At 67.6% G+C, this 25,070-nt stretch carries 20 protein-coding genes, 2 tRNA genes and 1 pseudogene; 13 read left to right on the top strand and 10 right to left on the bottom strand.

The features are described 5' to 3' along the window. Nucleotides 1-214 precede the first annotated feature (214 nt). The 4 genes from ABD188_RS16895 to ABD188_RS16880 all read left to right on the top strand — a co-directional run bounded on the left by ABD188_RS16895 (nucleotide 215) and on the right by ABD188_RS16880 (nucleotide 3,568). A complete protein-coding gene (locus tag ABD188_RS16895) occupies nucleotides 215-1,378 on the top strand; it encodes a DNA polymerase III subunit delta' (RefSeq protein WP_344064982.1) in 1,164 nt (387 codons plus the stop codon). Further along, nucleotides 1,375-2,931, top strand: a complete 1,557-nt coding sequence (locus ABD188_RS16890; RefSeq protein ID WP_344064979.1) for an alpha/beta hydrolase — start codon at nucleotides 1,375-1,377, stop codon at nucleotides 2,929-2,931. The genes ABD188_RS16895 and ABD188_RS16890 overlap by 4 nt, the downstream gene beginning before the upstream one ends. A gap of 104 nt (nucleotides 2,932-3,035) precedes the next feature. Next, nucleotides 3,036-3,111: transfer RNA gene (locus ABD188_RS16885), tRNA-Thr, on the top strand. 61 nt (nucleotides 3,112-3,172) lie between these two features. Further along, on the top strand, nucleotides 3,173-3,568 hold the full coding sequence (locus ABD188_RS16880; RefSeq protein ID WP_344064976.1) for a hypothetical protein: 396 nt from the start codon (nucleotides 3,173-3,175) through the stop codon (nucleotides 3,566-3,568). 25 nt (nucleotides 3,569-3,593) lie between these two features. On the opposite strand, the gene ABD188_RS16875 is transcribed toward ABD188_RS16880, so the two are convergent. Beyond that, complete coding sequence (locus ABD188_RS16875) at nucleotides 3,594-4,577, bottom strand: EamA family transporter (RefSeq protein WP_344064973.1); 984 nt, start codon at nucleotides 4,575-4,577, stop codon at nucleotides 3,594-3,596. A gap of 26 nt (nucleotides 4,578-4,603) precedes the next feature. Between ABD188_RS16875 and ABD188_RS16870 the strand changes: the two genes are divergently transcribed. The 5 genes from ABD188_RS16870 (at nucleotide 4,604) to ABD188_RS16850 (ending at nucleotide 8,762) form a co-directional block, all read left to right on the top strand. After that, nucleotides 4,604-6,919, top strand: coding sequence for an MMPL family transporter (locus ABD188_RS16870; RefSeq protein WP_344064971.1), 2,316 nt, complete (start codon nucleotides 4,604-4,606; stop codon nucleotides 6,917-6,919). After that, nucleotides 6,916-7,494: an isochorismatase family protein gene (locus ABD188_RS16865; protein ID WP_344064968.1), complete on the top strand. Its 579-nt coding sequence runs from the start codon at nucleotides 6,916-6,918 to the stop codon at nucleotides 7,492-7,494. Before ABD188_RS16870 ends, ABD188_RS16865 begins: the two co-directional genes overlap by 4 nt. Beyond that, nucleotides 7,487-8,164 (top strand): DNA alkylation repair protein, encoded by a 678-nt coding sequence (locus tag ABD188_RS16860; RefSeq protein ID WP_344064965.1) that lies wholly within the window; start codon nucleotides 7,487-7,489, stop codon nucleotides 8,162-8,164. Before ABD188_RS16865 ends, ABD188_RS16860 begins: the two co-directional genes overlap by 8 nt. Next, nucleotides 8,161-8,727 (top strand): GNAT family N-acetyltransferase, encoded by a 567-nt coding sequence (locus ABD188_RS16855; RefSeq protein ID WP_344067189.1) that lies wholly within the window; start codon nucleotides 8,161-8,163, stop codon nucleotides 8,725-8,727. Before ABD188_RS16860 ends, ABD188_RS16855 begins: the two co-directional genes overlap by 4 nt. After that, nucleotides 8,690-8,762: transfer RNA gene (locus ABD188_RS16850), tRNA-Lys, on the top strand. The genes ABD188_RS16855 and ABD188_RS16850 overlap by 38 nt, the downstream gene beginning before the upstream one ends. A 157-nt stretch (nucleotides 8,763-8,919) precedes the next feature. Here the strand turns inward: ABD188_RS16850 and ABD188_RS16845 are convergent. After that, nucleotides 8,920-10,296 (bottom strand): serine/threonine-protein kinase, encoded by a 1,377-nt coding sequence (locus tag ABD188_RS16845; RefSeq protein WP_344064962.1) that lies wholly within the window; start codon nucleotides 10,294-10,296, stop codon nucleotides 8,920-8,922. 261 nt (nucleotides 10,297-10,557) lie between these two features. Then, nucleotides 10,558-11,214, bottom strand: coding sequence for a fasciclin domain-containing protein (locus ABD188_RS16840; protein WP_344064959.1), 657 nt, complete (start codon nucleotides 11,212-11,214; stop codon nucleotides 10,558-10,560). A gap of 254 nt (nucleotides 11,215-11,468) precedes the next feature. Between ABD188_RS16840 and sigK the strand changes: the two genes are divergently transcribed. The 4 genes from sigK to ABD188_RS16820 all read left to right on the top strand — a co-directional run bounded on the left by sigK (nucleotide 11,469) and on the right by ABD188_RS16820 (nucleotide 14,838). Beyond that, nucleotides 11,469-12,059 (top strand): ECF RNA polymerase sigma factor SigK, encoded by a 591-nt coding sequence (sigK, locus tag ABD188_RS16835; protein ID WP_344064956.1) that lies wholly within the window; start codon nucleotides 11,469-11,471, stop codon nucleotides 12,057-12,059. After that, a complete protein-coding gene (locus ABD188_RS16830) occupies nucleotides 12,056-13,000 on the top strand; it encodes an anti-sigma factor (RefSeq protein WP_344064954.1) in 945 nt (314 codons plus the stop codon). Before sigK ends, ABD188_RS16830 begins: the two co-directional genes overlap by 4 nt. Nucleotides 13,001-13,065: 65 nt before the next feature. Then, on the top strand, nucleotides 13,066-13,704 hold the full coding sequence (locus tag ABD188_RS16825; RefSeq protein ID WP_344064951.1) for a DNA-directed RNA polymerase subunit beta: 639 nt from the start codon (nucleotides 13,066-13,068) through the stop codon (nucleotides 13,702-13,704). 249 nt (nucleotides 13,705-13,953) lie between these two features. Then, on the top strand, nucleotides 13,954-14,838 hold the full coding sequence (locus ABD188_RS16820; RefSeq protein WP_344067186.1) for an aminotransferase class IV: 885 nt from the start codon (nucleotides 13,954-13,956) through the stop codon (nucleotides 14,836-14,838). A gap of 66 nt (nucleotides 14,839-14,904) precedes the next feature. Here the strand turns inward: ABD188_RS16820 and ABD188_RS16815 are convergent. The 7 genes and pseudogenes from ABD188_RS16815 to ABD188_RS16785 all read right to left on the bottom strand — a co-directional run. After that, a pseudogene (locus ABD188_RS16815) lies at nucleotides 14,905-17,598 on the bottom strand (eCIS core domain-containing protein); the annotation flags it as partial. A gap of 152 nt (nucleotides 17,599-17,750) precedes the next feature. After that, complete coding sequence (gene pstB / locus ABD188_RS16810) at nucleotides 17,751-18,530, bottom strand: phosphate ABC transporter ATP-binding protein PstB (RefSeq protein ID WP_344064948.1); 780 nt, start codon at nucleotides 18,528-18,530, stop codon at nucleotides 17,751-17,753. Between the two features lie 27 nt (nucleotides 18,531-18,557). Continuing rightward, nucleotides 18,558-19,649: a phosphate ABC transporter permease PstA gene (gene pstA / locus ABD188_RS16805; protein ID WP_425561355.1), complete on the bottom strand. Its 1,092-nt coding sequence runs from the start codon at nucleotides 19,647-19,649 to the stop codon at nucleotides 18,558-18,560. A 5-nt stretch (nucleotides 19,650-19,654) separates the two neighbouring features. After that, nucleotides 19,655-20,599, bottom strand: a complete 945-nt coding sequence (gene pstC / locus ABD188_RS16800) for a phosphate ABC transporter permease subunit PstC (protein WP_344064944.1) — start codon at nucleotides 20,597-20,599, stop codon at nucleotides 19,655-19,657. Nucleotides 20,600-20,686: 87 nt separating this feature from the next. Then, nucleotides 20,687-21,784: a phosphate ABC transporter substrate-binding protein PstS gene (gene pstS, locus ABD188_RS16795; protein ID WP_344064941.1), complete on the bottom strand. Its 1,098-nt coding sequence runs from the start codon at nucleotides 21,782-21,784 to the stop codon at nucleotides 20,687-20,689. Between the two features lie 170 nt (nucleotides 21,785-21,954). Continuing rightward, entirely contained in the window at nucleotides 21,955-22,893 is a 939-nt protein-coding gene (locus tag ABD188_RS16790) for an NUDIX hydrolase (RefSeq protein WP_344064938.1), read from the bottom strand. Then, on the bottom strand, nucleotides 22,890-25,055 hold the full coding sequence (locus tag ABD188_RS16785; RefSeq protein WP_344064935.1) for an RNA degradosome polyphosphate kinase: 2,166 nt from the start codon (nucleotides 25,053-25,055) through the stop codon (nucleotides 22,890-22,892). Before ABD188_RS16785 ends, ABD188_RS16790 begins: the two co-directional genes overlap by 4 nt. Between the last annotated feature and the right edge of the window lie 15 nt (nucleotides 25,056-25,070).

Below are 25,070 nucleotides of genomic sequence, written 5' to 3'. Positions count from 1 at the left end.
GACGAGATCATCGAGAACGACTTCACACCCACGACGTGCCGAACGACGTGCGGCTGCCTCCGGGTGACCGCGGGTTCACGAGCAGCCGGTGCAGCACCTGGACTCGAATCGGTGACTGACGGTCCGGGCTGGGATCAGTTGCTCCTCCTCCGCCCCCACCCGCGCTCGGCTGACGCTCAGCCCGAGGTCGGGACCGCCGATTAGGCTGGCGCATATGGAGTCTCCCGCGATCGCGACTGCTGCCGCGGAGCCGTGGGGCGCAGTGTGGGGTCAGTCCGACGCCGTCGCGGCGCTGCAGGAAGCCGCGACAGACCCGGCGGCCATGACCCACGCGTGGCTCATCACGGGCCCTCCCGGTTCGGGCCGCTCGACACTGGCATACGCCTTTGCGGCAGCCCTCATCGCCGAAGAAGGCGACGTCTTGGCGATGCGCCAGGTGCTCGCCGGCACCCACCCCGACTTGACGGCGCTGCGCACTGAGGGCGTCATCATCTCGATCAAGGACGCCCGCGCGCTGGTCGAGCGCTCCTACTTCTCGCCCTCGCTCGGGCGCTACCGCGTCATCGTGATGGAAGATGCCGATCGCATGACCGAGCGGACATCCAACGTCCTGCTGAAGGCACTCGAGGAGCCGCCGGAGCGCACGGTATGGCTGCTCTGCGCGCCGAGCGACGCCGACCTGCTGCCCACGATCCGCTCCCGGGTGCGGACGCTGCGACTTCGCGAGCCCGATGTGGCCGATGTCGCGGCGCTCATCTCGCAGCGCACCGGTGTCGACGCCGCCATCGCCGAGCAGTCCGCCCGCCACGCTCAGCGTCACATCGGCATGGCGCAGCGGCTGGCGACGGATGCTGCGGCCCGCGCGCGCCGGGATGACACCCTCCGGGCGGTGCTGAGCGTCCGCGGCGTCGGCGACGCGGTCGAGGTCGCCGGCCGCATCGTGCTCGCAGCGACCGACGATGCCAAGGGACTCACCGCCGAGCGCGATGCGGCGGAGCGCGCAAGCCTGCTGCACACCCTCGGGCTCGTTGACGGGGCGCCGGTGCCCCCCGCCGTGCGCGCTCAGCTGTCGGCCCTCGAAGACGACCAGAAGCGGCGGGCGACCCGGAGTCTGCGCGACGGCCTCGACCGCGTGCTGACAGATCTCGAGTCGATGTTCCGCGATGTGCTCATGGTGCAGTTCGGTCGCGACGGCGAACTCATCAACCTCGAGCTCGAGCCGGAGCTCCGCTCGGTCGCGGGCGCCTGGAGCGCCGAACGAACGTTGACGGTCGTCGACCGCATCGCCGAGACGCGGCGCAATCTCGAACAGAACGCCGCCCCGGCCCTCGCCCTCGAAAGCATGCTCGTGACCGTCGCGAGCGGAAGGACCCCGTGAAACGCTCCCCACATCGCGCTCGACGCGTCGTCGCCGTGATCGCGGGCCTGGCTGCCGCATCCCTCGCACTCAGCGGATGTCTGTACTCCCTGATCCCCGAGGCCGCTCCGCTGCCCACCACGAGTGCGGCCCCCGATACCTCTGGTGTTCCGGCTGAGCTTCTCCCGTACTACGAGCAGGCGATCGACTGGTCGAGCTGCAACGAGACGTTCGAGTGCGCCATGGTGCGGGCACCGCTCGACTGGTCGGATCCAACGGGACGTGACATCGAACTGTCGATCATCCGCAGCCGCGCGGAGGCGGGTCCCGCCATGGGATCTCTCCTGGTGAACCCCGGCGGACCAGGTGCCAGCGGGGTCGCGCTGATCCGCGATTCGGTCGGATTCGCGGTGGGCGACGCGGTTCGCGCCTCATACGATGTCGTGGGGTTCGACCCCCGAGGGGTCGGCGGATCCACAGCGGTGACGTGCCTCGACGCCGCAGGTATGGACTCCTACCTGTACGACATCCCGTCCGGGACGCGGGGGTCGGACGCCTGGATCGACGATCTCGTGGATGCCAATCGCCGGTTCGCCGACGCATGCGAGGCGAACAGCGACGGCATCCTTCCCTTCCTCACGACGCAGAACGCAGCGCGCGACATGGATCTGCTTCGTGGCGTCCTCGGAGATCCGCGGCTCAACTACCTCGGCTACTCGTACGGCACCTTCCTCGGGGCGACCTATGCCGAGCTGTTCCCGGAGCGCGTCGGGCGGCTCGTGCTCGATGGGGCGGTCGACCCGTCGGTGTCGATCCTCGACGTCGAAGTCACTCAGGCGGCAGGCTTCGAGTCCGCACTCCGGGCGTACATGGCTGACTGCCTCGCAAAGGACGACTGCCCATTCCGGGGCACAGTCGACGACGCGATGGCCGACCTCGGCACCCTGCTCGCGAGCGTAGACCTTGATCCTCTGCGTGCTTCTGACGGCCGGAAGCTCGGCGCGGACAGCCTGAAGATGGCGATCATCGCTGCGCTGTACTCGCAAGACAGCTGGGAGTACCTGACGATCGCGCTCACCGACGCGCTCGCGGGAAATCCGGACGTGGCCTTCTATCTCGCGGACTTCTACTACAACCGCGAGAGGGGCGCATACGCCGACAACAGCACTGAGGCATTCGTGGCCTACAACTGCATGGACTTCCCGGTGGGTGCGAGCGGAGAAGAGAGAGCCGCGGCCGAGGCTGCCATCGCGGAGAAGGCCCCGACGATCGCTCCCTACTGGTTGTCGGGAGCGAACGTCTGCGCCGAGTGGCCTCACCAGGCGACCGGCGTGCGCGAGAAGATCACTGCGGATGGCGCGGCACCGATCGTTGTCGTCGGCACGACCAACGACCCGGCGACCCCATACGCGTGGGCGGTCGCCCTCGCCGACCAGCTGTCGTCGGGCACGCTCATCACGCGCGTCGGGGAGGGCCACACCGGCTACAACAAGGGCAATGGCTGCGTCGACACCGCGGTGGAGGCCTACCTGCTCGACGGCACCGTGCCGCAGGACGGACTGCGCTGCGAGTAGCCGGCGAGGGGCGATGAACCGCTTCGCGGGCGCGCCCGGCCGGTTCGCAGGTGCTCTCGCACTCCTGTAAGATCGATGATCGTGCATCTCGCGGAGCGAGGCACGCCACCTTAGCTCAGTCGGCAGAGCGATTCACTCGTAATGAATAGGTCAAGGGTTCGATTCCCTTAGGTGGCTCCAACAGTATGAGGCCCGCTTTTCGGCGGGCCTCAGTCGTCAGGGCACCGGGGTGATCAGCGAGATGGACAATGCGCTCGATGCCGTTCTCGAGATCTTCTCGTGGGTGGGATTGGGCCTGGGCGCCGTGCTCGCCGGACTCGCACTCGTGCTGTACCTCTTCGACGGCACGTGGCTGCCGACTCGCGCGGTGATCGAGGATGCGGAGTCCGGCCGGCTCGTGCGCTGGTTCGATGAGGACGGCGAGGTGAACGAGGCGCGTCTCTCGCGCGAGCAGGAGCACGCACTCGTGGGCAAGGGGATGGCCGACATCTTCTATCGCCGTGGCTACCGCGGACGCATGCGTCTCACGCAGGGGTCGCCGGCTGTTCGCGCCGTAGGGCTTCTCGCAGCCGGTCTCGCCGGTCTCGGTCTGCTGACGCTCATCACGTCGTGGGTGCTGCTCTTCGTGCGCGGCTGAGCCGGACGGGAACGGCACTTCGACATCATGCCAGCGCCAGCATCCCGCCGGCGACGAGCGCGAGAGCCAGGCCCACCCACTGCACCGCGGCGACCCTCTCGCGGAGCACGATCCCTGCGAGAAGGATCGTGCCCGCCGGGTAGAGGGCGGTCAGTGCCGAGACGATCGCGAGGTCGCCGGTGCGCAGCGCGACGAGCATCAGGACGTTGGCGAATGCATCGATCACACCGCAGGCGATCGCAAGCCAGATCGCGCGGGTGCGCGTCTGCTGCGGTGCGGACTCCGTGGCGCGCATCGTCGCGTGCTCGAGGTCGGCGTGGCCGCTCGGCGTCGCACCCAGCACCGGGCCTGCGGCATCCAGTGCCGACGACACGGTGCCTCCCCGGCGCACCGCGGCCACGACGAGGCCGCCCACGACGATCGCCGTGATCACGAGGCTCGTCGTGCGGCTCATGACGAGCGGCACGACTCCGCTTTCGCTGCTCGTCTGATCGATGAGGATGAGGAATGCCCCGATCGCGAGCCCCGCACCGACCGCCATCACGAGGCCGCGCGCGGTCGTCCGCACCACCTGCTGCCCCGGGATGAACCCCACCAGCACGACTGCGACGAGGGCGACGCCGAGGCCCAGGTAGCCGACGAGCCCCAGAGTCTCGCCGTTGACGAGCAGACCCCACAGCATCGGAGCGATCGCCGACACCACGGCCGTCAACGGCGACAGTATGCTCATCGGCCCGATCGCGAGGCACGCGTACAGCAGTGCGATCGCGATCACCGCGACCGTGCCCGCGAGCACCCCCCAGGTGACGTCGGTGAGGCTCCAGAGACCGGTGACGAAGGGCAGGGCGACGATCAGTGCCGCGAGGCCGGATGCTGCGGACACGGCGGTGACGAAGATCGAGCGCAGTCGCTTGGCAGCCAGCCCGCCGAGAAAGTCCGATGAGCCGTAGATGAGTGCGCCGACCAGCGCGAGGGATGCCGAGATCATCGGGATCAGCTTAGGTGTCACGTCACTTTGCTAGATAAGCTAGCTATATGTCACATCCCCACCGAGCCGCACGAGGGCCCAGCCGGTGGCTGCGCATCGGCATCCCGGTTCTTCTCGCCTTGATCTGGCTCGTGGGCGGTTCGATCGGCGGGCCGTACTTCGGCAAGGTCGACGAGGTCTCGACGAATGATCGCTCGTCGTTCCTCCCCGAAAGCGCCGATGCCACCCAGGTGAACGAGCGGCTGCCCGACTTCCTCGGAGACGACAGCATCCCCGCAGTGATCGTCGTCACCGGCGACGGCGAACTGAGCGAATCCGAGCTGGCCGACATCCAGACCCTCGCCGACGATGCCGCCGGTGTGAACGGCGTGCTGGACGGGGTGTCGCCACCCGTGGAGTCGGAGGACGGCGAGGCAGCCCAGATCTTCGTCCCGGTCGACTCCTCGGGCGAGGTCAGCGCCATCGTGACGGACATCCGCGCGCTCGTCGATGAGCTGCCGGACGGCCTCGAAGGCTGGGTGACGGGACCCGCGGGGTTCACGGCCGACCTCGTCGCCGGCTTCCTCGGAATCGACGGACTCCTCCTCGGAGTGGCGCTGCTCGCGGTGTTCATCATCCTCGTGATCGTGTACCGGTCGCCGCTGCTGCCGATCCTCGTGCTCATGACGTCGCTTTTCGCGCTGTGTGTGGCCCTGCTCACCGTGTGGTGGCTCGCGTATGCCGGCGTCTTCGTGCTGAACGGGCAGGTGCAGGGCATCCTGTTCATCCTCGTGATCGGCGCTGCGACCGACTACGCGTTGCTGAACGTCGCCCGTTTCCGCGAGTCGATCGCCGCCGGCGCAGGCAGATGGGAGGCCACGACGCAGGCCTGGCGCGGTGCCTTCGAGCCGATCCTCGCTGCGGGCGGCACCGTGATCGCCGGCCTGCTGTGCCTCCTCCTGTCAGACCTCGCAACGAACCGCGCCCTGGGCCCGATCGCATCGATCGGCATCGCATTCTCGGTGCTCTCGGCGCTCACGTTCCTCCCTGCGCTGCTTGCGCTCGTCGGTCGTGCCGCATTCTGGCCGTTCATCCCCAAGGCGCCGATCGCCACGATCCCGGATGACCTCACCCAGCCGGTCAAGGGTCTCTGGCCCCGACAGGCCCGATTCATCGCCCGCCACACGAGGGTGGTGTGGATCGTGTGCACGGTGGTGCTGCTCATCGGGGCTGCGGGTGTGCTTCAGCTCAAGGCCGATGGTGTCCCGTCGAGTGACCTGGTCCTCGGCGCGTCCGAAGCCCGTGATGGGCAGGAGGTGCTCGCCGAGCACTTCCCGGCGGGCTCCGGCAGTCCGGTCTATGTCATCGTTCCCGAGGCGGATGTCGCGAACGCCGTCGAAGTGATGGATGCCAGTGACGGCATCGAGTCCGTCGCCGCGGCATCCGATGACTCACCCAGCGGCCAGGCTGCCATCGAGGTCCAGGACGGCGAGCCTGTCTACACCGCACCTCAGCCGCCGGGGACACCGGCGCCCGAGCCGACGGTGTCGGAGGGGGACGTCCTGCTCGTCGGCACGCTATCGGACGCGGCAGACTCGATCGAGGCCGAGCAGACTGTGCGACAGCTGCGCACCGATCTCGACGAGGCGCTGGGCGCGGGTGTGGCGCTTGTCGGAGGTGAGACCGCGACCGACATCGACTCGAACGACACGTCGATCCGCGATCGCACCGTCATCATCCCGGTGATTCTGGCCGTCATCCTGGTGATCCTGATGCTGCTGCTGCGGTCGATCCTCGCCCCGGTGCTGCTGATCCTCACGGTGATCCTGTCCTTCGCCACAGCGCTCGGCGTGAGCGCTGTCGTGTTCGACTACGCCTTCGGCTTTCCGGGTGCCGACCCTGCGGTGCCGCTCTACGGATTCGTGTTCCTGGTTGCGCTGGGTGTCGACTACAACATCTTCCTGATGTCGCGCGTGCGTGAAGAGACCCTGGGCCACGGAACGCGACGGGGGATCCTCCGGGGCCTGGTCGCGACCGGCGGGGTGATCACCTCGGCGGGTCTCGTGCTGGCCGCGACGTTCGCCGCGCTCGGCGTCATCCCGATCCTTTTTCTCGCTCAGATCGCGTTCATCGTCGCGTTCGGCGTACTGCTCGACACGTTCGTGGTGCGGTCACTGCTCGTGCCTGCGCTGTCGTACGACATCGGCCGCCTGATCTGGTGGCCGTCCAAGCTGTGGCGTGCTGACGCTGAGCACCCGCTCGCTGAGCAGCCGACGGATGCTGAGCCCCGGATCGCTGACCCCGGGGTCGCTGAGCCCGTCGAAGCGGCCGTGGCCGCCGGAAGCATGACCCGAGCGGAGTACCGGCGTACGCTCGAGTCATGAGCAAGGCACTGTTCATCGTCGACGTCCAGAACGATTTCACGGAGGGCGGAGCGCTCGGGGTCGATGGCGGAGATGCCGTCGCCGAGCGGATCACCCGCTACCTCGGGGCGCATGCCTCGGACTACGCGGTGATCATCGCCTCACGAGACTGGCACGACGGCGACAACGACAACGGCGGACACTTCAGCTCCGAGCCCGACTACGTCGACTCGTGGCCAGCGCACTGCGTGAGCGGCACGGACGGCGCCGAATACGACACGGGCTTCGACACGACGGCCGTGACGCACCACGTCAAGAAGGGACAGGGCAAGGCCGCCTACTCCGCGTTCGAAGGCGCCACGGACGACGGGGTCACGGTCGCCCACCTGCTCGAGGAGTACGCCGTCGTCGACGCGGATGTCGTGGGCCTCACGACCGACTACTGCGTCCGCACGACAGCTCTCGACGCCATCGCCCATGGTCGACGCGTCCGGCTGTTCACGGACCTCATCGCAGGAGTCGCCGAATCATCGAGCGAGGCCGCCCTCGCCGAGCTCGCCCACGCGGGCGCCGAGCTCGCCGAGTCAGGTGTCTGACGACCCTTCGCTGACGGCTGACGGAGTTCGCACCGAGCTCGAGGCCGCGGCATCCGTCGATCAGCGCGAGAAGATCGAGAAGCGCATGACGGATGCCGCCACGCGGGTGATCGGCGTTCGAATGGGAACGGTCTTCGACATCGCGAAGGCGAACACCCGGATGCCGCTGGCCGAGGTGGACCGCCTGCTCGACTCCGATCTCTACGAGCTGCGGATGGTCGCCGTGAGCATCCTCGACTTCAAGGCTCGCGCGCGGGGGATCGACGACGTCGGACGCAAGGAGCTGTACGACCTGTGGATGCGGCGGCTCAACCGCATCGACACGTGGGACTACATCGACCGCTCGGCGCCACGTGTGGTCGGCTGGTACCTGCTCGACAAGCCGCGCGACGTGCTGTTCGAGCTCGCCCGGTCCGACGACCGCTGGCATCGCCGCACCGCGATCACGGCGGCGTTCTGGATCATCCGCGCCCACGACCTCGATGATCCGCTGGTGCTGTGCGACATCCTCGCCGCGGATCCCGAGCATCTCGTCCAGACGAACGTCGGAGTCGCGCTTCGCGAGATCGGCAGGGTCGACCCCGACCGCTTGGAGGAGTTCCTCGCCCGACGCGGCGACGACCTCAGTGCCCACGCTCGCCGGACTGCGCGCAGTAGCCTCGTCGAGTGACCGACATCCGCCCGCTCGTTCCCGAAGACCGCGAAGACTGGCTGCCGCTCTGGCGCGCGTATCTCGAGTTCTACGAGCACGAACTGAGCAGCGAACTGACCGAGCTGACGTTCGCGCGGCTGGCGGACCCCGAATTCGCGGCGTGGGGTGCGATGGCTCGGGATGCCGGCGGCCGCGCGATCGGGTTCGTCAACTGGCTGACGCATCCCAGCACCTGGGCCCTCGGCACCTACTGCTACCTGGAGGACCTCTTCGTGGCGCCCGATGTGCGGGGGTCGGGCACCGGGCGCGCCCTTATCGACACGGTCGCGACCTGGGCACGCGAGCACGACTGCGCCCAGGTCTACTGGCTCACAGCCGAGTCGAATGCGACCGCCCGCGGGCTGTACGACCGCGTGGCGGACCGGACGGGGTTCATCCACTACGCGATCGAGTTTGGGGAACTAGCCGCGGTCGGGCGAGGCTCCGTCTGTGAACATGCCTTGGACCGATGCACGCTCGCACGCGAAGTAGGCTTGATACCGAGGGCCTCTAGCTCAGTCGGTAGAGCATCGGACTTTTAATCCGCGGGTCGTGGGTTCGAGCCCCACGGGGCCCACACGTGAGGCGGCGCCCCCATCTTTGCGGGGGCGCCGCCTCGCGAATGCGCGCGTGTTGTCTTGAGCGCACTGTTCATCGGCCGAGCTTCGATCCCGACGGGGCGCACGCGTGAGGCGCCCCTTCGGGGGCCGTCTCAGCGTCAGGCTGCGACGCCGTCAGCCGTTCTTGCCCTTGCCCTTCGCCTTGCCGTTCCCATTGTTTCCCGCACCGCCCTTGTTGCCGTTGCCGTTGCCGTTCCCGGCGCCCGGGTTCACGGCACCGTTGCCGTCGTCGGTCACAGTCACCGGAACATCGGTGCCGGAGTCACCCGAGACGTCATCGGTCGCGGTGTCCTCATCAGCCGGCGTCGGCGCGACGCTCGGCTCGATCATCTCTTCGACCGGCGACGAGGGCAGTGGCTCGGGAACCCCCTGTGGGGCAGATGCCCACACCACGGCGCCGAAGATCGATGCGGTGACGATCAGCGCCAGCAAGGCTCCGCCCAGGATGGCGCGAGGTCGCTTGCGCCGAGTGCGGGTCCGCAGAGCGGGCTGGGGAGCCACTGCTCCATGGGCGACGGTCACTGGCGCGATGGCGGTCACCGAGGCATCGACCGGAAGAACCGCCGTCGTGCGGACGGGCGCCGCATCCGGAATGTACCCGGTCGGCTCATCGACGGAATCGAACGGCGACTCGGGCGCTGCGGACTTCGATGCGAGCGGTGCCGCGGCCACGGCGACCTCGAGCGCCGTGGGCCGATCCGCGGGCAGCATCGCGGTCATTCCGCGGATCAATCGCCGCCAACCCTCGTCGAGGTCGTCCGGAATCGCCGGCGGCCCTTGCAGGCGTGCGACCACGGCGCCGATGCCCTCGGCATCTGCGAAGGGACGGGTTCCGGTGAGGGTCTCCAGCAGAACGAGCCCCAGTGCATAGATGTCGGCCGCGGGCGCGGGTGCGGCCCCCCGCGCCTGCTCGGGTGCGATGTACGCAACGGTTCCGACCATGATTCCGGGCGTGGTGAGGCGCGTCGAATCCTGGAGGCAGGCGATTCCGAAGTCGGCGATCTTCGCCCGCCATTCGTGACCTGGCAGCGGGGACTTGGTGAGCAGCAGATTCGACGGTTTGATGTCGCGGTGGACGATCCCCGCGCTGTGAGCCGCATGAAGAGCCTCGGCGATGTCGACGGCCAGCGAAGCGGCCTCGGCAGGCTGGATCGCGCCGCGATGGATGCGTTCCTGGAGGGTGATCCCCTCGACGAACTCCATCACGAGATAGCTGTCGTCGTCTTCCGAGATGTGACCATCGAACAGGGTGACAAGGCCATGATGATTGAGCGATGCGAGCACCCGCGTCTCGGATCGAGCCCGTTCGATGGCACCGAGTCCATCGAGCGGACCGCGCATGATCTTCACTGCGACTGTTCGGCCCAGCATCTCGTCGTCAGCGCGGTAGACCCGCGCCATCCCACCCTCGCCGATGCGCTCCTGCAGCCGATAGCGGCCACCCAGAAGCTCGCCGGTCGAGACGTCTCCGCGCTCGCGAACCTGGATCATCAGTCGGTCATTCCTCCACTGGTCTGACGCAGATCTGCATCCGATGCTGTCGCCGTGGCACTGTCTCAGGGTAGAGCGCGGTCTCGGCACCGGCATGGCCTTGACGCGGGTGCTGGTCTCGTGGCAGAGCACGACCGCCGATGCCAGACCCAGGCATCGGCGGTCGCATCACCGGCGCGAACGCCGATGCCATTTCCCCAGACATCGGCGATCCCGCCGCCCGGCCAGATCGCCCCCCAGAGGCGGTCCGGCCGGTCGTCATCACTCGGTCGGCGGCATCAGCACCGTGTCGATGAGATAGACCGTGGCGTTCGCGGTCTGCACTCCACCGCAGATCACCGCGGCGCTGCCGTTGACCATCAGTTCGTCGCCGCTTCCGGTGACCTCGAGGTCGGCGCCCTGAACGGTCGTGTGGGTGCCGACGATGTCGGCGGGTTCGATCTGACCCGGGACGACGTGGTACGTCAGGATGGAGCTCAGCAGGGCGCTGTCGGTCTTCAGCGTCTCGATCGTGGCGGGATCGATCTTCGCGAATGCGTCATCGACCGGTGCGAACACCGTGAACTCGTCACCGTTGAGCGTGTCGACCAGATCCACATCCGGGTTCAGCTGTCCGCTGACGGCGGCGGTGAGGGTCGTGAGGATCGGGTTGTTGGATGCGGCGACCGCGACCGGATCCTGCGACATGCCCTCGATCGAGCCGTCGCCGTCCGGAACGGTCTCGGCGTAGCCGGCGCAGCCGGCGCCGACCAGGTTGGCGGCCGGATCCATGGTGGTCGGCTCCTCCGTCGCCATCGTCGACGGCGTCGACTCGTCGGCGGGTGCGGCGCTCCCGCCCGAGCTGGAACAGCCCGCGAGGGCGAACGCTGCGATGGCGAGCGTGAGGCCCGCCGTGATGTGCATCTTCTTGCTGAGCATGACTGCCTCCGGTGTGCGTGAGTCGGTGAGGACTCGAGTCGTCTTCGTCCACCGCAGCTGCGGCGTACACGAGGTCTTCGGGCTCGTTCGCGGATCGGATTGGACGGATGCCGAGATCGGCATGGATGCGGCATCCGCCGGTCAGGTGAGCGATGCGAAACAATCCGATCCGCACATGAGAGCGAATAGCCGACATCTGGGGGATCGGGTGAGCGTTGATTCCGATCCGAGTGGGGGTAGGGCATGCTGGGGACATGGTCATCGACGGAATGGACGTGCCGGAGGACGGCATCCAACCAGTCGATCAAGTGGGCGTGCTGCTGCTGCTCGCCGCTCAAGGAGACCAGCAGGCGTTTGCGCGTCTCTACGACCTGCTCTCACCCCGCGTCTTCGGCCTCATCCTGCGCGTGCTCGTCGATCGCTCGCAGAGCGAGGAGGTCCTGCAGGAGGTCTTCCTGGAGGTCTGGCAATCCGCGGGGCGGTTCACTCCGAACAGAGGTCAGGGACGAGCGTGGATTCTCACGATCGCCCACCGGCGGGCGGTCGATCGCGTGCGATCAGCGCAGGCGAGCAGAGATCGCGACATCAGTGCCGGCTTCCGCGACCTCGAGGTCGCACATGACGGGGTGTCCGAGCAAGTGGAGCTGAAGATCGCGGGGGAGCGGGTCACCGAGGCGCTTTCGACGCTCCCCGAGGCACAGCGCGAGGCCATCACCCTTGCATATTTCGGTGGTTACAGTCAGAGCGAGATCGCTGTCCTCGTGGGTGCTCCGCTCGGAACGGTCAAGACCAGGATGCGGGACGGTTTGTCTCGCCTGAGAGTGCAGATGGGGGTGACGGCATGAACGAGAGAGAGTTCGCAGAGCTTGCGGCAGGCTTCGCTCTCGACGCGCTGTCTCCCGACGACCTTGCGGCATTCCTGCAGGCGCGAGCGCAGCATCCTGAATGGGAGCGCTTTGTCGCGGCGGATGTCGCGACCGCAGCCTCGCTCGCCGACGGTGTGTCTCGGGTTGCACCGCCCCCGCAGATCCGCACCGCTCTTCTCGCGCGCATCGCGGGGATGACGCAGGGGGACCGCGCCGAGACGCAGGCATCGACATCCGCACCCGTGATCGGCGTCCCGGAGACCGAGATCCTCGCGGTAGAGCCCGAGCCTCCCGTCGCCGAGCCCGAGCTTTCCGTCGCCGAGCCCGAGCTTTCCGTCGCCGAGACGGAGCCCACAGTGACCGAGCCGGCGGCGCCCGCCACCGACGATGGTGAGCCGGCCACCGGTGAGACCACCTCGGCGGAGCCGCCACCCAACACCGCGACGATTCAGACGATCTCCCGCCGCAACTGGACTCGCGGGATCCTCGCGCTCGCGGCATCGCTCGTATTGCTGGTGACGCTGGGCTTCGGCGCGGTGACGCTCGGTCAATTCATCAACCGGCCCGCCGCTGTCGTCGCGCTCGAGCAGATCGAGAACGCGCCAGACGCGCAGGCCGCCACCGCGGAGGTCGCCGACGGAGGCACGGCCACGGTGCACTGGTCGGAGTCGCTCGGCAAGGTCGTGCTGGTATCGGACGGCCTGCCGTCGATCGCCAAGGACCAGAGCTTCGAGATGTGGTTCGTCCGCGATGACGGCGTGCAGTCGGCGGGCACGTTCGACAACGCATCCGACGCAACCGTCTTGCTCGATGGCACGCTGCAGGCGGGTGACACCATCGCGGTGACGGTCGAGCAGCAGGGAGGCTCGCCCACCGGGGAGCCCACCACTGAACCGATCGTCGCCATCCCGACCGCCTGATATCACGCGAAGGCCCCGCATTTCAACGCGGAGATGGCCTCGGAATCGGGCGGTAGCCTGGATGCATGAGCGATGATTCACGGGACTTCCACAAGCCCGTGCGACGCCCTGCCGAGCTGTTCGACCGCCGTTTCGCGGCGGAGGATCCAGCGGAGATCTCGCGAGTCGCCCACTCCACGGCGCACGCTCTGCTCGCCCGAGTGAGGGAGGACCCGAGCGGCGAAGTCGTCGATCGACTGGTCGCCTTCACCGACGAGCACGGCATCGACGACATCGCGGAGCTGTGGTCGCGATCTCCCTCTCGTTCGCTGCCGGGTGCCCTGTGGCGGCTCTACCTGCTGCAGCTGATGATCCACGACGATGCACCGACCGCAGCGCTGATCTACCAGCGAGGACGCGCCGAGCTCTCGTCGGCGGACGAGGTGGTGGCGGGCGCCCCCAACCCCGCCGGGCCTGATGAGCTCGTCGCCCTCGTCGACACGATCCTGCGAGGGCTCTTCGAAGGCGACTTCGCGGTCGCTCTGGATCGGGCCGCCGCGTTCTGCCGCGTGCAGGTCGCCGGGTCGATCCACCTGGCCGACGATTACGAGCCGACGGAGCCGGAGCGGGCCTCAGCGCTCACCACGCGGGCCCTGCGACTTGCGGACTACGCGAGCGACCTGACGGCCTGCGCGGCGCTGTGGCGGCGCGACGCGCTGACGTAAGCGGGGCTCGGAGGTCTCGATACGGCGCCACGGCATGGAAGTGCCGGGCCGCAGAACGCCCGCTGCTCGTGCCGGCTGCGCCGGGAGAGGCGTTCCGCCCCACGGCATGAAGGAGCCGGGCCGCAGAACGCCTCTCGGCGCGAGGCCGCTCTCGGCGGCAAAAGATGGAGCCCGGGGTTACTGCGGCCCGGCTGAACCAGTGTAACGGAGCACCGCGACGGATCATTCCCGACGCGTAGGCTCGAAGGCATGTCATCACGATTCGCGCTCATGATCGACCCTGCGGAATCGGTCGATGACCGCACCGACTTCGCCGAGACGTTCACCGTGGTCGACCCATCCGCGCCCGCATTGAACGTCAGCGAGCTCAGCACCCAGCGAGGCGACGGCATCTTCGAGTCCATCGGAGTCGTCGATGGCCACGCCCAGGAGACCCGGGCGCACCTCGACCGGCTCGCTCATTCTGCCGACCTCTGCGACCTTCCGGCGCCGAATACCGAGCAGTGGCGGCAGGCCATCGCTCTCGCGACCGCTCACACCGGCCCCGGCGAAGGGGTGATCAAGCTGATCCTGAGCCGCGGCGTCGAGCACGGACCGGCGCCGACAGCGTGGGTGACCGCAGCCCAGGCGCCGGACAACACCGCCGCGCGCACCCGCGGTATCCGTGTCGTCACGCTCGACCGCGGCTACGACAGCGGCGCCCCCGCGCGCGCGCCGTGGTTGCTGCTCGGGGCGAAGACGTTGTCGTACGCCGTGAACATGGCCGCGATCCGCGAGGCCAAGAGGAGGGGCGCGGATGACGCGATCTTCGTGTCGTCGGACGGCTTCGTGCTCGAGGCGCCCACCGCATCGGTGATCTTGCGGTTCGGAGACAGGTTCGTCACCCCTGAGCCCGCCGGCGCGATCCTGCATGGCACCACGCAGATCAGCCTCTTCGACTATCTGCGGGCATCGGGCCACGAGGTCGCCTACGACGAAATCGCGACCGCCGATCTCGCGACGGTGGATGCGGCGTGGCTCGTGTCGAGCGTGCGTCTGGCCGCGCCGATCAGGGGGATCGACAGCATCGAACTCGCCATCGACGCCGGGCTGACGGCATCCTTCAACGACTACCTGCTGAGCCCCCGCGACTGATGAAGCGTCAGAGGACGGGTCGAACGATCGCACCGCCGCCACGAGCGGAGCGATGAAGAGGGTCCGAACTGCCCACCGTGCCGCATCGTGACGCCTGAGCGCGTCGGCGATGGGGGGTGACGTCCGGTAGTACCAGAGCACGAACCGGCGCCCCGCCGGGCTCGGCATGAGCCGGCGGTCCCGGAACCGTCGCAGGACATCCACCTCGGGCGCATCCGGCGCGCCGTAGCACGCGGTGGCGATGAAGCAGGTGGTCTTGGCGCGGGACGCCGGCCTGGGACCATACTGGTCCACCAGCTGCTGGTAGGTCGGCGGAATCGCCGCGAAGTGCACCGTCTGCGCGAACTCCTTCGCGAAGGTGTCGCCGAGGATCGGCAGCCCGTCCTCAGAGACCATTCCGTCGGCCGACTCCGCCACCGGACTCTCGCCGATCTCCACTTTCGGCGAGTCCAGTCTGACGAAGTCCAGGTCTGTGATCCGCTCCGGCGGTCCGGACCCCTGCCCGGTCCAGAACGACCACGCGCGGCGGAAGTGGACGGTCATGGTGATGTTCACGTACGGCTGGACGTCGCGATCTTCGATCTCCCGAAGTCTCTCCGCTTGGCTGAGCACCCAGTTCTCGACGCCATCTTTGAGGGCGCTCTGGTAGTACGCCTCGATCTGCTTCTGAAGCGAAGCGCGGTACTTCTCATCCAACTCCCGCTGGAGTCGTTCGAGGTACGGCACGACGACCAGCTGGACGATGATGTCCGCCAGCACCATGACGACCGCCAGGGCGCCCTCGGCGATTGCTCCTGCGGCCCCGACCGTGAACCGCCGGAAGCCTCCTCTCCGCAGCGCGCCACCCCCTCCGATCTTCGGCTCGATCGTTCCGGGCGAGACCTTGCCGAGCGACGGTACCTCCCCCACCTTCGGGGTCGCGCCTCCGACCTTGGGGGTGACCTCCCCACCCTTGGCCACCTCGCCGGCCTTGGGGGCGACTTCGGGCACCTTGGGAGTCACTTCGCCGACCTTGGGGGTGACCTCGCCGGTCTTCGGGGTCACGTCGGCCGGCTTCACGGCTTCGCCGGGCTTCGCAGTCTGCGGGCCGGTCTTGGGACCGGTGTCGACGACCTTCGCGGTATCGCCGCCCTTGGCTGTCGGGTCTCCGCCTTTCGCGGGCGGCTCGGTCGTCTTCGGCCCGGTCTCCGGGAGCTTTCCCGCTGCTTCCGCCGATGCAGGACCAGTGCGGGGGACCGGTGCCACCTTGTGGGTGACCGACGGCGAGGAGCCGATTTCGAGCGTCGACTTCCCGTCGGCCCGAGTGATCGCGCCCGTGCGCTCATAGACGACCGTGGGATTCACCTCGGTGACCGTGAGGCCAGGGGAGAAGACCCGCGTGGTCTCGGGGTCCACCACCGTGATGGGGCGATTCTGCACTTGAGCTTCGAGGGCGAAGAATCGCTGGCACATCGGGCACATGGGTCGCTGGACGTAGTACGTGGTTCCCTGAGGAGTCCGGACGATCGCTCGCACCTCCCCGTGTTGCAGGGACTGCGGGTCGAACACGAAGTTCTCGCCGAGTGTCTTGTTGATCGTGGCGAGTCGAGTCTGGACCTTCTCCAGCGGCACGTCGACGGAGGGGACCTCGCCACCCTTGACGGCAGCCGTCGTGGTCCGTTTGATGACTCCGTCCCCGGCCTCCGTATCGACGATCACATACGTCTGCCCCGTCTCGAAGACACCGAGACCCGTCTCGCCGAGTTGAGACTGCATCCGGGAGCGGACGATCTGCTCGGCCTCGGCACGGCCGAGGTTCCCCTCGGCCATCGCGTGCTCGACGCGGGCTTCGAACTGCTGCCGCGCCGCGTGGGCGACCTCGACCCGGCCCTTCAGCGCCGGGTTGACCGTTCCCGCCTGAGCACCGCCCACGGCGGTAGGCGAGCTGATCGAGACAGTGGTGACGATCGGCTCCCGCCGCAACACCCACCGGCGTTGCACCGCATCGTAGAAGCTGCCCTCGGCTGGAGGCGCACCGGCGACCCCTGTCTTGAGCCGATTGCCTTCGTAGAGGTGCGGATTGCACGGTTTGCAGGGCAAGTACCGGTCGTCGCGGTACCGGAACACCCCTCCGCGGTCGAGCACGATCTCTCGCCCGTTGTAGGTGATCTTGCCGTCGACCTCCACAACCGCTTTGGTCGCGGTGCCGTTCACGCTCACGATGCCGCTGTCGACCGAGACCTGCGCCTGACCGGCCCCGAACACGAGGGGTGCGAAGTGGAGGCCTGGGACAGTCGCCCGGGCTGGCGACGCCGGCGGCCGGTATGCGCCCATCCGGGCCTCGGCGGACTCCGCTTCCCGCTCCGATGCGGCGCGCCCTCCCGAGGCGGACGGCGCGCCTTTCCGGTTCTGGACGACGTGGGCGAGCTCATGCGCCATGAGGCCCGTGCTGCCCGCAGTCGCGCCGGGACCGAGCGCGATGTGGTCCCCGGCGCTGTAAGCGCGAGAGAAAAGCGAGACATTCGCCTGTCGTGCCCGGTCGTCGGAGTGCACGCGGACCGACGAGAGGTCCTGCAAGAAGCTTTGCTCCATCGTCTCGCGAACGCTCGCGTCGAGTGCCGCTCCGTGCCCGCTCAGGCCGTACCGCACGGCCGGGGGGAGTGCGGACGATTGTCGCTGCGGCACCGAGTCATAGGCCTGATGCTCCGCGCCGCCATCCTGGTTGATCGATCGAGCCTGGCTTCGTCGCCGATCCTTCGGCGCGGCACCCTGCTCGTGCATGTCTCACTCCTGGCGCTCCGGGCGCTGGGCAGCGATGCGCCGCCCCGCGGCATCATGCTCCTCGCCGTGCGTCACCCCCACGTCGCTCATCGGCACGAGCGAGCGGATGCCCCGATCGGGGCATCCGCTCTCGAGTGGGTATCCGATGCGGGTCAGCCGAAGCGGCCCGAGACGTAGTCCTCGGTCGCCTGGACTGTAGGCGTCGTGAAGATCGACCTCGTGTTGTCGTACTCGATGAGCTTGCCGGGCTTGCCGGTACCGGCGATGTTGAAGAAGGCCGTCTTGTCGGACACCCGTGAGGCCTGCTGCATGTTGTGAGTCACGATGACGATCGTGTACTCCTCCTTGAGTTCCTCGATGAGCTCTTCGATCGCGTAGGTCGAGATCGGGTCGAGCGCCGAGCAGGGCTCGTCCATCAGGAGGACATCGGGTGACACGGCGATCGCCCGGGCGATGCACAGGCGCTGCTGCTGCCCGCCCGAGAGGCCCGAGCCCGGCTTGTCGAGGCGGTCCTTGACCTCGTTCCAGAGGTTCGCTCCCTGGAGCGAGCGCTCCACGAGGGCATCGGCATCCGACTTGGCCATCCGCTTGTTGTTGAGCTTGACGCCTGCGAGCACGTTCTCTTTGATCGACATCGTGGGAAACGGGTTGGGGCGCTGGAAGACCATTCCCACCTGACGACGCACGAGCACAGGGTCGACGCCGGGACCATAGAGGTCATCACCGTCGAGCAGGACCTCACCCTCGACATACGCCCCGGGAATGACTTCGTGCATGCGGTTCAGTGTCCGCAGGAATGTCGACTTGCCGCAGCCGGAGGGGCCGATGAAGGCCGTCACGCTCCGGGGTTCGATGGAGAGTGAGACGCCCTCCACGGCGAGGAAGTCGCCGTAGTAGACGTGGAGGTCGTTGACTTCGATGCTCTTGGACAAGATGTGGTTCTTTCGGGTAGGCGAGTGTCAGCGACCGGTCTTGGGGGAGAACACCTTCGCCACGATGCGGGCGACGAGGTTCAGCACCATCACGATCAGGATGAGCACGAGGGCGGCGCCCCAGGCGCGGTCGAGGTAGGCCTCGGGCGGAATGCCCTGATTGGCGTACTGCGTGTACGTGAACACCGGGAGGGTCTGCATGCGCCCGCTGAACAGGTCGTAGTTCATGCTGTTGGTGAACCCGGCTGTGATGAGCAGCGGGGCGGTCTCACCGATGACGCGGGAGATCGACAGCATGATTCCGGTCGTGATGCCGGCGATCGAGGTCGGCAGCACGACCTTCGTGATCGTCAGCCACTTGGGCACCCCGAGCGCGTACGCCGCCTCGCGGAGCTCGTTGGGAACGAGGCGCAGCATCTCCTCGGTGGATCGGACGACGACCGGGATCATGAGCACCGCGAGCGCGATCGACCCCATGAAGCCCATGCGGATGCCGGGGCCGAGGAAGAGGGCGAAAAGCGCGTACGCGAACAGACCGGCGACGATCGACGGGATGCCGGTCATGACGTCGACGAGGAACGTGATGCCCCGCGCCAGCCGGTTGTCCTTGCCGTATTCGACGAGGTAGATGGCGGCCATGAGGCCGATCGGAATCGAGATGATGGCCGCAGCGCCGGTGATGAGGACGGTGCCGACGACGGCGTGCAGGATGCCGCCGCCCTCACCGACGACATTGCGCATGGAGGACGTGAAGAACTCCGCGTTCAGCGCCGCGATTCCGTTGACGAGCACGGTCCAGGCCACCGAGACGAGCGGGACCATCGCGATCACGAATGCTGCGGTGACGACGCCCGTGACGAGGCGGTCGACCGCCTTGCGACGGCTCTCGACGATCGTCGAGATGACGAAGATCAGCACGAGGTAGAGCAGTCCGGCAGAGACCGCCCATCCGGCGATGTTGAGGTCTTCACCACTCGTGACAGCCATCAGCCCGAAGATCACGAGCATGATCGCGATGGATCCGCCCAGGATGCTCCAGACGGCCCAGGGGGCGAGGCGGCCGGCGGTGAGGCTCGCCGTCGGGGTCGTCACGACGGGTCGCGGCGGGGTGGCGGTCATGGTCATCAGTTGGCCCCCGAGAATTCCTTGCGGCGGTTGACGATCCACCGGGCGATGAAGTTGACCGCGAACGTCACGACGAACAGTACGAGGCCGGTCGCGATGAGCACGTTGATGTTGGTGCCGAAGGCTTCGGGGAAGGTCAGCGCGATGTTCGCAGCGATCGTCGAGGGGTTGGTCGAGGTGAAGAGCTGCAGCGTGACGGTGCCGGTCGCCGACAGGACCATCGCCACGGCCATCGTCTCGCCGAGGGCACGGCCGAGGCCGAGCATGGATGCCGAGACGATGCCGCTGCGGCCGAACGGCAGCACCGCCATTCGGATCATCTCCCAGCGCGTCGCACCGAGAGCGAGCGCCGCCTCTTCGTGGAGGACAGGGGTCTGCAGGAAGATCTCGCGGCAGATCGCCGTGATGATCGGCACGACCATGACGGCGAGCACGATCGCCGCAGTGAAGATCGTGCGGCCCGTCGCGGACACCTCCCCGCCGAACAGCGGGAACCAGCCCATGTAGGTGTTGAGCCACACGTAGACGGGCTGGACGGCGGGGGCCAGCACCAGGATCCCCCAGAGGCCGAAGACGACCGAGGGGACGGCCGCGAGCAGGTCGACGATGTAGCCGAGACCCTGCGCGATGCGCCGCGGTGCGTAGTGGGTGATGAAGAGTGCGACGCCGAGCGAGAGCGGGACGGCCATGAGCAGCGCCAGCAGGGCTGCCCAGATCGTGCCGAACAGGAGCGGCCAGACGTAGTCGAAGAAGTTCGTCGTCAGAAGCGACGCTTGGGACGATGACGCGCCGATCGCCGGGATGGACTGGACGATCAGGAAGATCGCAACGGCGGCCAGCGTGACCAGGATCATTCCGCCGGCAGCAAGCGCCGTTCCCGAGAACCACCGATCTCCCGGGCGCTGCTTTGCCTGGATCTTCGTCGCGGCGGGGGCGGCTGTCATGTCGTCCGTTCTTGTCGCCATGGATGTTGCGGAGTGGGCGTTCGGCCCCGGACCGACTTGTCGTCGTGGTCCGGGGCCGAACCTGGATTACTTGATCTCGTCGATCGCGGCCTGCGACTGTGCGGCGAGCTCCGAAGAGATCGGGGCGCTGCCCGCGTTGTCGGCCGCGGTCTGCTGGCCGGCCTCGCTGACGGCCGTCGTGAAGAAGCCCTTCACGAGTGCGGCGGCGTCGGCGTCGGCATACTCGACGCAGCCGATGAGGTAGCTGACGAGCATGACCGGGTACGCCCCGGACTCTTCGGTGGTGCGGTCGATCGCGAACGCGAGGTCGGTCGGCGCGCGGCCCTCCTCGATGCTGGAGGCGTCGAGAGCGATCGCGGCGCCATCGGCGGACGGCTCGACCCACTCGCTGCCGACCTGGACGTTGACAGAGGTCATGTCAGCGGTCTGCGAGTGGTCGGCGTAGCCGATCGTTCCGTTGCCGCCCTTGATCGCGTTGACGACACCCGAGGTGCCCTGAGCTGCCTCGCCGCCCTGGATCGGCCATTCCTCGACCGAGCCGTACGTCCACACGTCGCCGGCCGCCTGTGCGAGGTAGTCGGTGAAGTTGGCCGTGGTGCCCGATTTGTCGGAGCGGTGCACGGGCGTGATCGCGAGGTCGGGCAGTGTGACGCCCGAGTTCGTCGCGGCGATCGCGTCGTCGTTCCAGTTGGTGATCGTGCCGGCGAAGATACCGGCGATCGTGGCGGCGTCGAGGTTGAGCGTGTCGACGCCCTCGACGTTGTAGGCGATGGCGATCGGCGAGACGTACGCGGGGATCTCGACCAGGTCGGAGCCCTCGGCACAGGCGTCGAACGGACCGGCCTCGATCTCCTCGATCTTGAACGCGCGGTCGGAGCCGGCAAAGGACACGGCGCCCGACTGGAAGGCTTCGCGGCCGGTGCCCGAGCCCGCGGGGTCGTAGTCGACGGTGACGTCGGGGTTGGCCGTCTGGAACTCTGCGGTCCACGCTTGGACGGCCACCTGCTGGGAGGTGGCGCCCGAGCCGCTGAGGGTGCCCGTCAGGGCGGTTCCGCCGCCGTCGGAGGGCGAGGTGCCGCCGCCTTCGTTCGAGGCGCAACCAGCAAGAGCGAGGGCAGCGATCGCGCCGACGGCGCCGATCTTTGCGATTCGGGAGAGCTTCACTGTGGTTCCTTCAAGGTTGTCAGGGTGTGGGCCCGGTGCAGGGCTCGCCCCGACGGTAGGAGTCGACCCTTACCAGAGTGCGTTGTCGTGGTGAACGGAAGGTGAACACCGCCCACGCACGTGGAGCGACCCACAGCGATCGCTCGCAGAATCCGACCGGCGCCCGGCCGTCAGACTTTGGGCTCGTGCGTCTCGATCGCGACGATCCCCGATCCGGGATTGTCGACGGACATATGCACGACAGAGAATGCGCCGGTTTCGAGAGCTGACGCGCTCCCGAGGTAGGAGCCGCGAAGCGTGCCGGTGGCGAGCGCCAGCTCGTTCATGATCTCGGGGAGCACGGGGCCGTGGCTGCACAGCACGGCCGGCTTTCTGGCACGTACCCGCGCACCGATGACGGCTCGGGAGTCCGACTGCCCCTCTTCCCAGGCATCCTGGCTGATGAGCGGGCTCGCGTTGACTTTGCGCCTGATCGCGACCGCCAGGGGTTTGACGGTCTTCATGCACCGCGTTGCCGGGCTCGAGATGATCTTGCGCACCCCGAACGCGAGCAGCGGACCCACGATCGCGTCCGCCTGCTTGCGTCCGCGCGCCGAGAGCGGTCGCGCGACATCCTTGCCGTGCCACTCCTCACGACTGAGGGCTTTCGCGTGGCGGAGGGCGACGATCGGAAACGTCCGGAGCACTCCTTCGTCGACGATCCGGATGAAGTTCTCGAGGATCTCGACATCGACCGGGTAGCTCAGGCGCGACACCGCCTTCTTGGTCGTGACCCATTCGAGCGCGGCGATCTCGTTGTTGGGCACGAACGCCGACGTGCGGATCGCGGCATCCGTCGCCTCGGCCGCCCAGTAGTGCACGATCTTCTGCCGCTTGCTCGGCAGGTTGTAACGCGACACGCCCACCGGAACGCCGAGCGCCGCGCGGATGCCCGTCTCTTCGAAGATCTCGCGCACCGCGGTCTCGGCGAGCATCTCGCCGGGATCGACCTTGCCCTTGGGGAGTGTGACATCCCGATAGCGCGTCCGGTGGATCAGGAGCACCATCAGCTTGTCATCGACGACACGCCAGACGACGCCTCCGGCCGCGTAGATCGCGGTCTCGGTCATCGCACCGCCCTGGCCCGGCGGCGACGCTGGACATTGGCCATCGTGCGGTCCTGAAGGTCGACGAGCGCCTTGCCGTCCTCGCCGACGCTGTGCCTCGTCCACTCCCCGTCCGGTCCGAGCCACCACGAGCTGGTGGCGTCGCTCATCGCGAGCTCGAAGAAATCCGCGAGCTCTTTGAGGTGGGCGGGCGCCACGACCCGTTCGAGGGCTTCGACGCGACGGTCGAGATTGCGATGCATCATGTCGGCGCTGCCGATGAAGACCTGCGGGTCCCCGTCGTTGTCGAACATGAAGATCCTGGAGTGCTCGAGATAGCGACCGAGGATGCTGCGCACTCGGATGTTCTCGCTCATCCCCTCGACCCCGGGCTTCAGGGCGCAGATGCCGCGAACCCACACTTCGACGGGCACGCCCGCCTGGCTGGCCCGATAGAGCGCGTCGATGATCTGCTCGTCGACCATCGAGTTGACCTTGATCCGGATGCGGGCTCGCTTGCCGGCGATCGCGTTTCGGCGCTCCTTGTCGATATGCCGGAGCAGGCCTTTCCGCAGATGGAGCGGAGCGACCAGCATCCGCTTGAATTTCTTCTCGATCGCGTAGCCCGACAGCTCGTTGAACAGTCGCGTGAGGTCTCGGCCCACCTGGTCGTCGACGGTGAACAGCCCGAAGTCCTCGTAGATCCGGCTGGTCTTGGGGTTGTAGTTGCCGGTGCCGACGTGGCTGTAGTGGCGCAGCACCCCGTCCTCTTCGCGGATGACGAGAGCGAGCTTGCAGTGCGTCTTGAGCCCCACGAGCCCGTACACGACGTGCACGCCGGCCTTTTCGAGCTTGCGCGCCCACACGATGTTGGCCGCTTCGTCGAAGCGCGCCTTCACCTCGACGAGGGCCAGCACCTGCTTGCCCGACTCGGCGGCGTCGATGAGCGCCTGCACGATGGGGCTGTCGCCGGACGTGCGATACAGCGTCTGCTTGATCGCGAGCACGTGCGGATCGCGGGCCGCCTGCTCGAGGAAGCCCTGCACACTGGTGGCGAAGGACTCGTAGGGGTGGTGGACGAGCACGTCGCCCTTGCGGATCGCCGAGAAGAAGTCGGTGCGGCCATTCTGCTCGGCGGGCTGGAACGCCACGGCCGTGGTCGGCACGTGCGCCGCATACTTCAGATCGGGACGATCGATCTTGGCGAGGTCGAAGAGCCCGCGGAGGTCGAGCGGTCCGGGCAGGCGGTAGACCTCCTGCGCGGTGATGTCGAGCTCGCTGATGAGGAGGTCGAGCGTGACGGTGTCCATGTCATCGCCGACCTCGAGACGGATCGGGGGGCCGAAGCGGCGGCGCAGCAGCTCGGCCTCGAGCGCCTGGATGAGGTTCTCGGTCTCATCCTCCTCGATCGCCACATCCTCGTTGCGAGTGAGGCGGAAGGTGTGGTGATCCAGGATCTCCATGCCGGGGAAGAGGTCTTCGAGGTGGTTCGAGATCAGCTCCTCGAGCGGGAGGAACCGCACGGTGGTTCCGTTGTGGGGGAGCTCCACGAAGCGCGGGAGCATCGGCGGCACCTTGATGCGCGCGAACTCCTGCCTGCCGGTGCGTGCATTGCGGATGCGGATCGCCAGGTTCAGCGAGAGGCCGGAGATGTAGGGGAACGGGTGTGCGGGGTCGACGGCCAGCGGCATGAGCACCGGGAAGACCTGCGCGTGGAAGTAGTCGTACAGTTTGGCGCGGTGCTCGTCATCGACGTCGTCCCACGACACGATGTCGATGCCGGCGTCGGAGAGGGCGGGCTTGACGAGCTTCGTCCAGGCATCCGCATGTCGCAGCTGCAGCGCCTGCGCGTCGGCCGAGATGTCCGCGAGGACCTCCTGCGGGGCGCGTCCCACGTTGGTCGGCACCGCGAGTCCTGTGACGATGCGGCGCTTGAGGCCCGCGACCCGCACCATGAAGAACTCGTCGAGATTGCTGGCGAAGATGGCGAGGAAGTTCGCCCGTTCGAGCAGCGGCAGAGTCGGGTCCTCGGCGAGCTCCACCACGCGCTGGTTGAAGGCGAGCCAGCTCAGTTCACGGTCGAGATAGCGATTGTCGGGCAGTTGCGAGTCGAAGGCCTCCGAAAGGTCGAAGTCGTCGTCGTCCGCGTCGCCCAGCCCCGCGTCGAGCACCTCGTGTTCGATCATCCCCTCATCATTGCA

The organism is Microbacterium pumilum, from assembly GCF_039530225.1.
Classification (GTDB): Bacteria; Actinomycetota; Actinomycetes; order Actinomycetales; family Microbacteriaceae; genus Microbacterium; species Microbacterium pumilum.
Note: the sequence above shows the minus strand (reverse complement) of the source record. Positions and strands in the feature narration are given on the sequence as shown.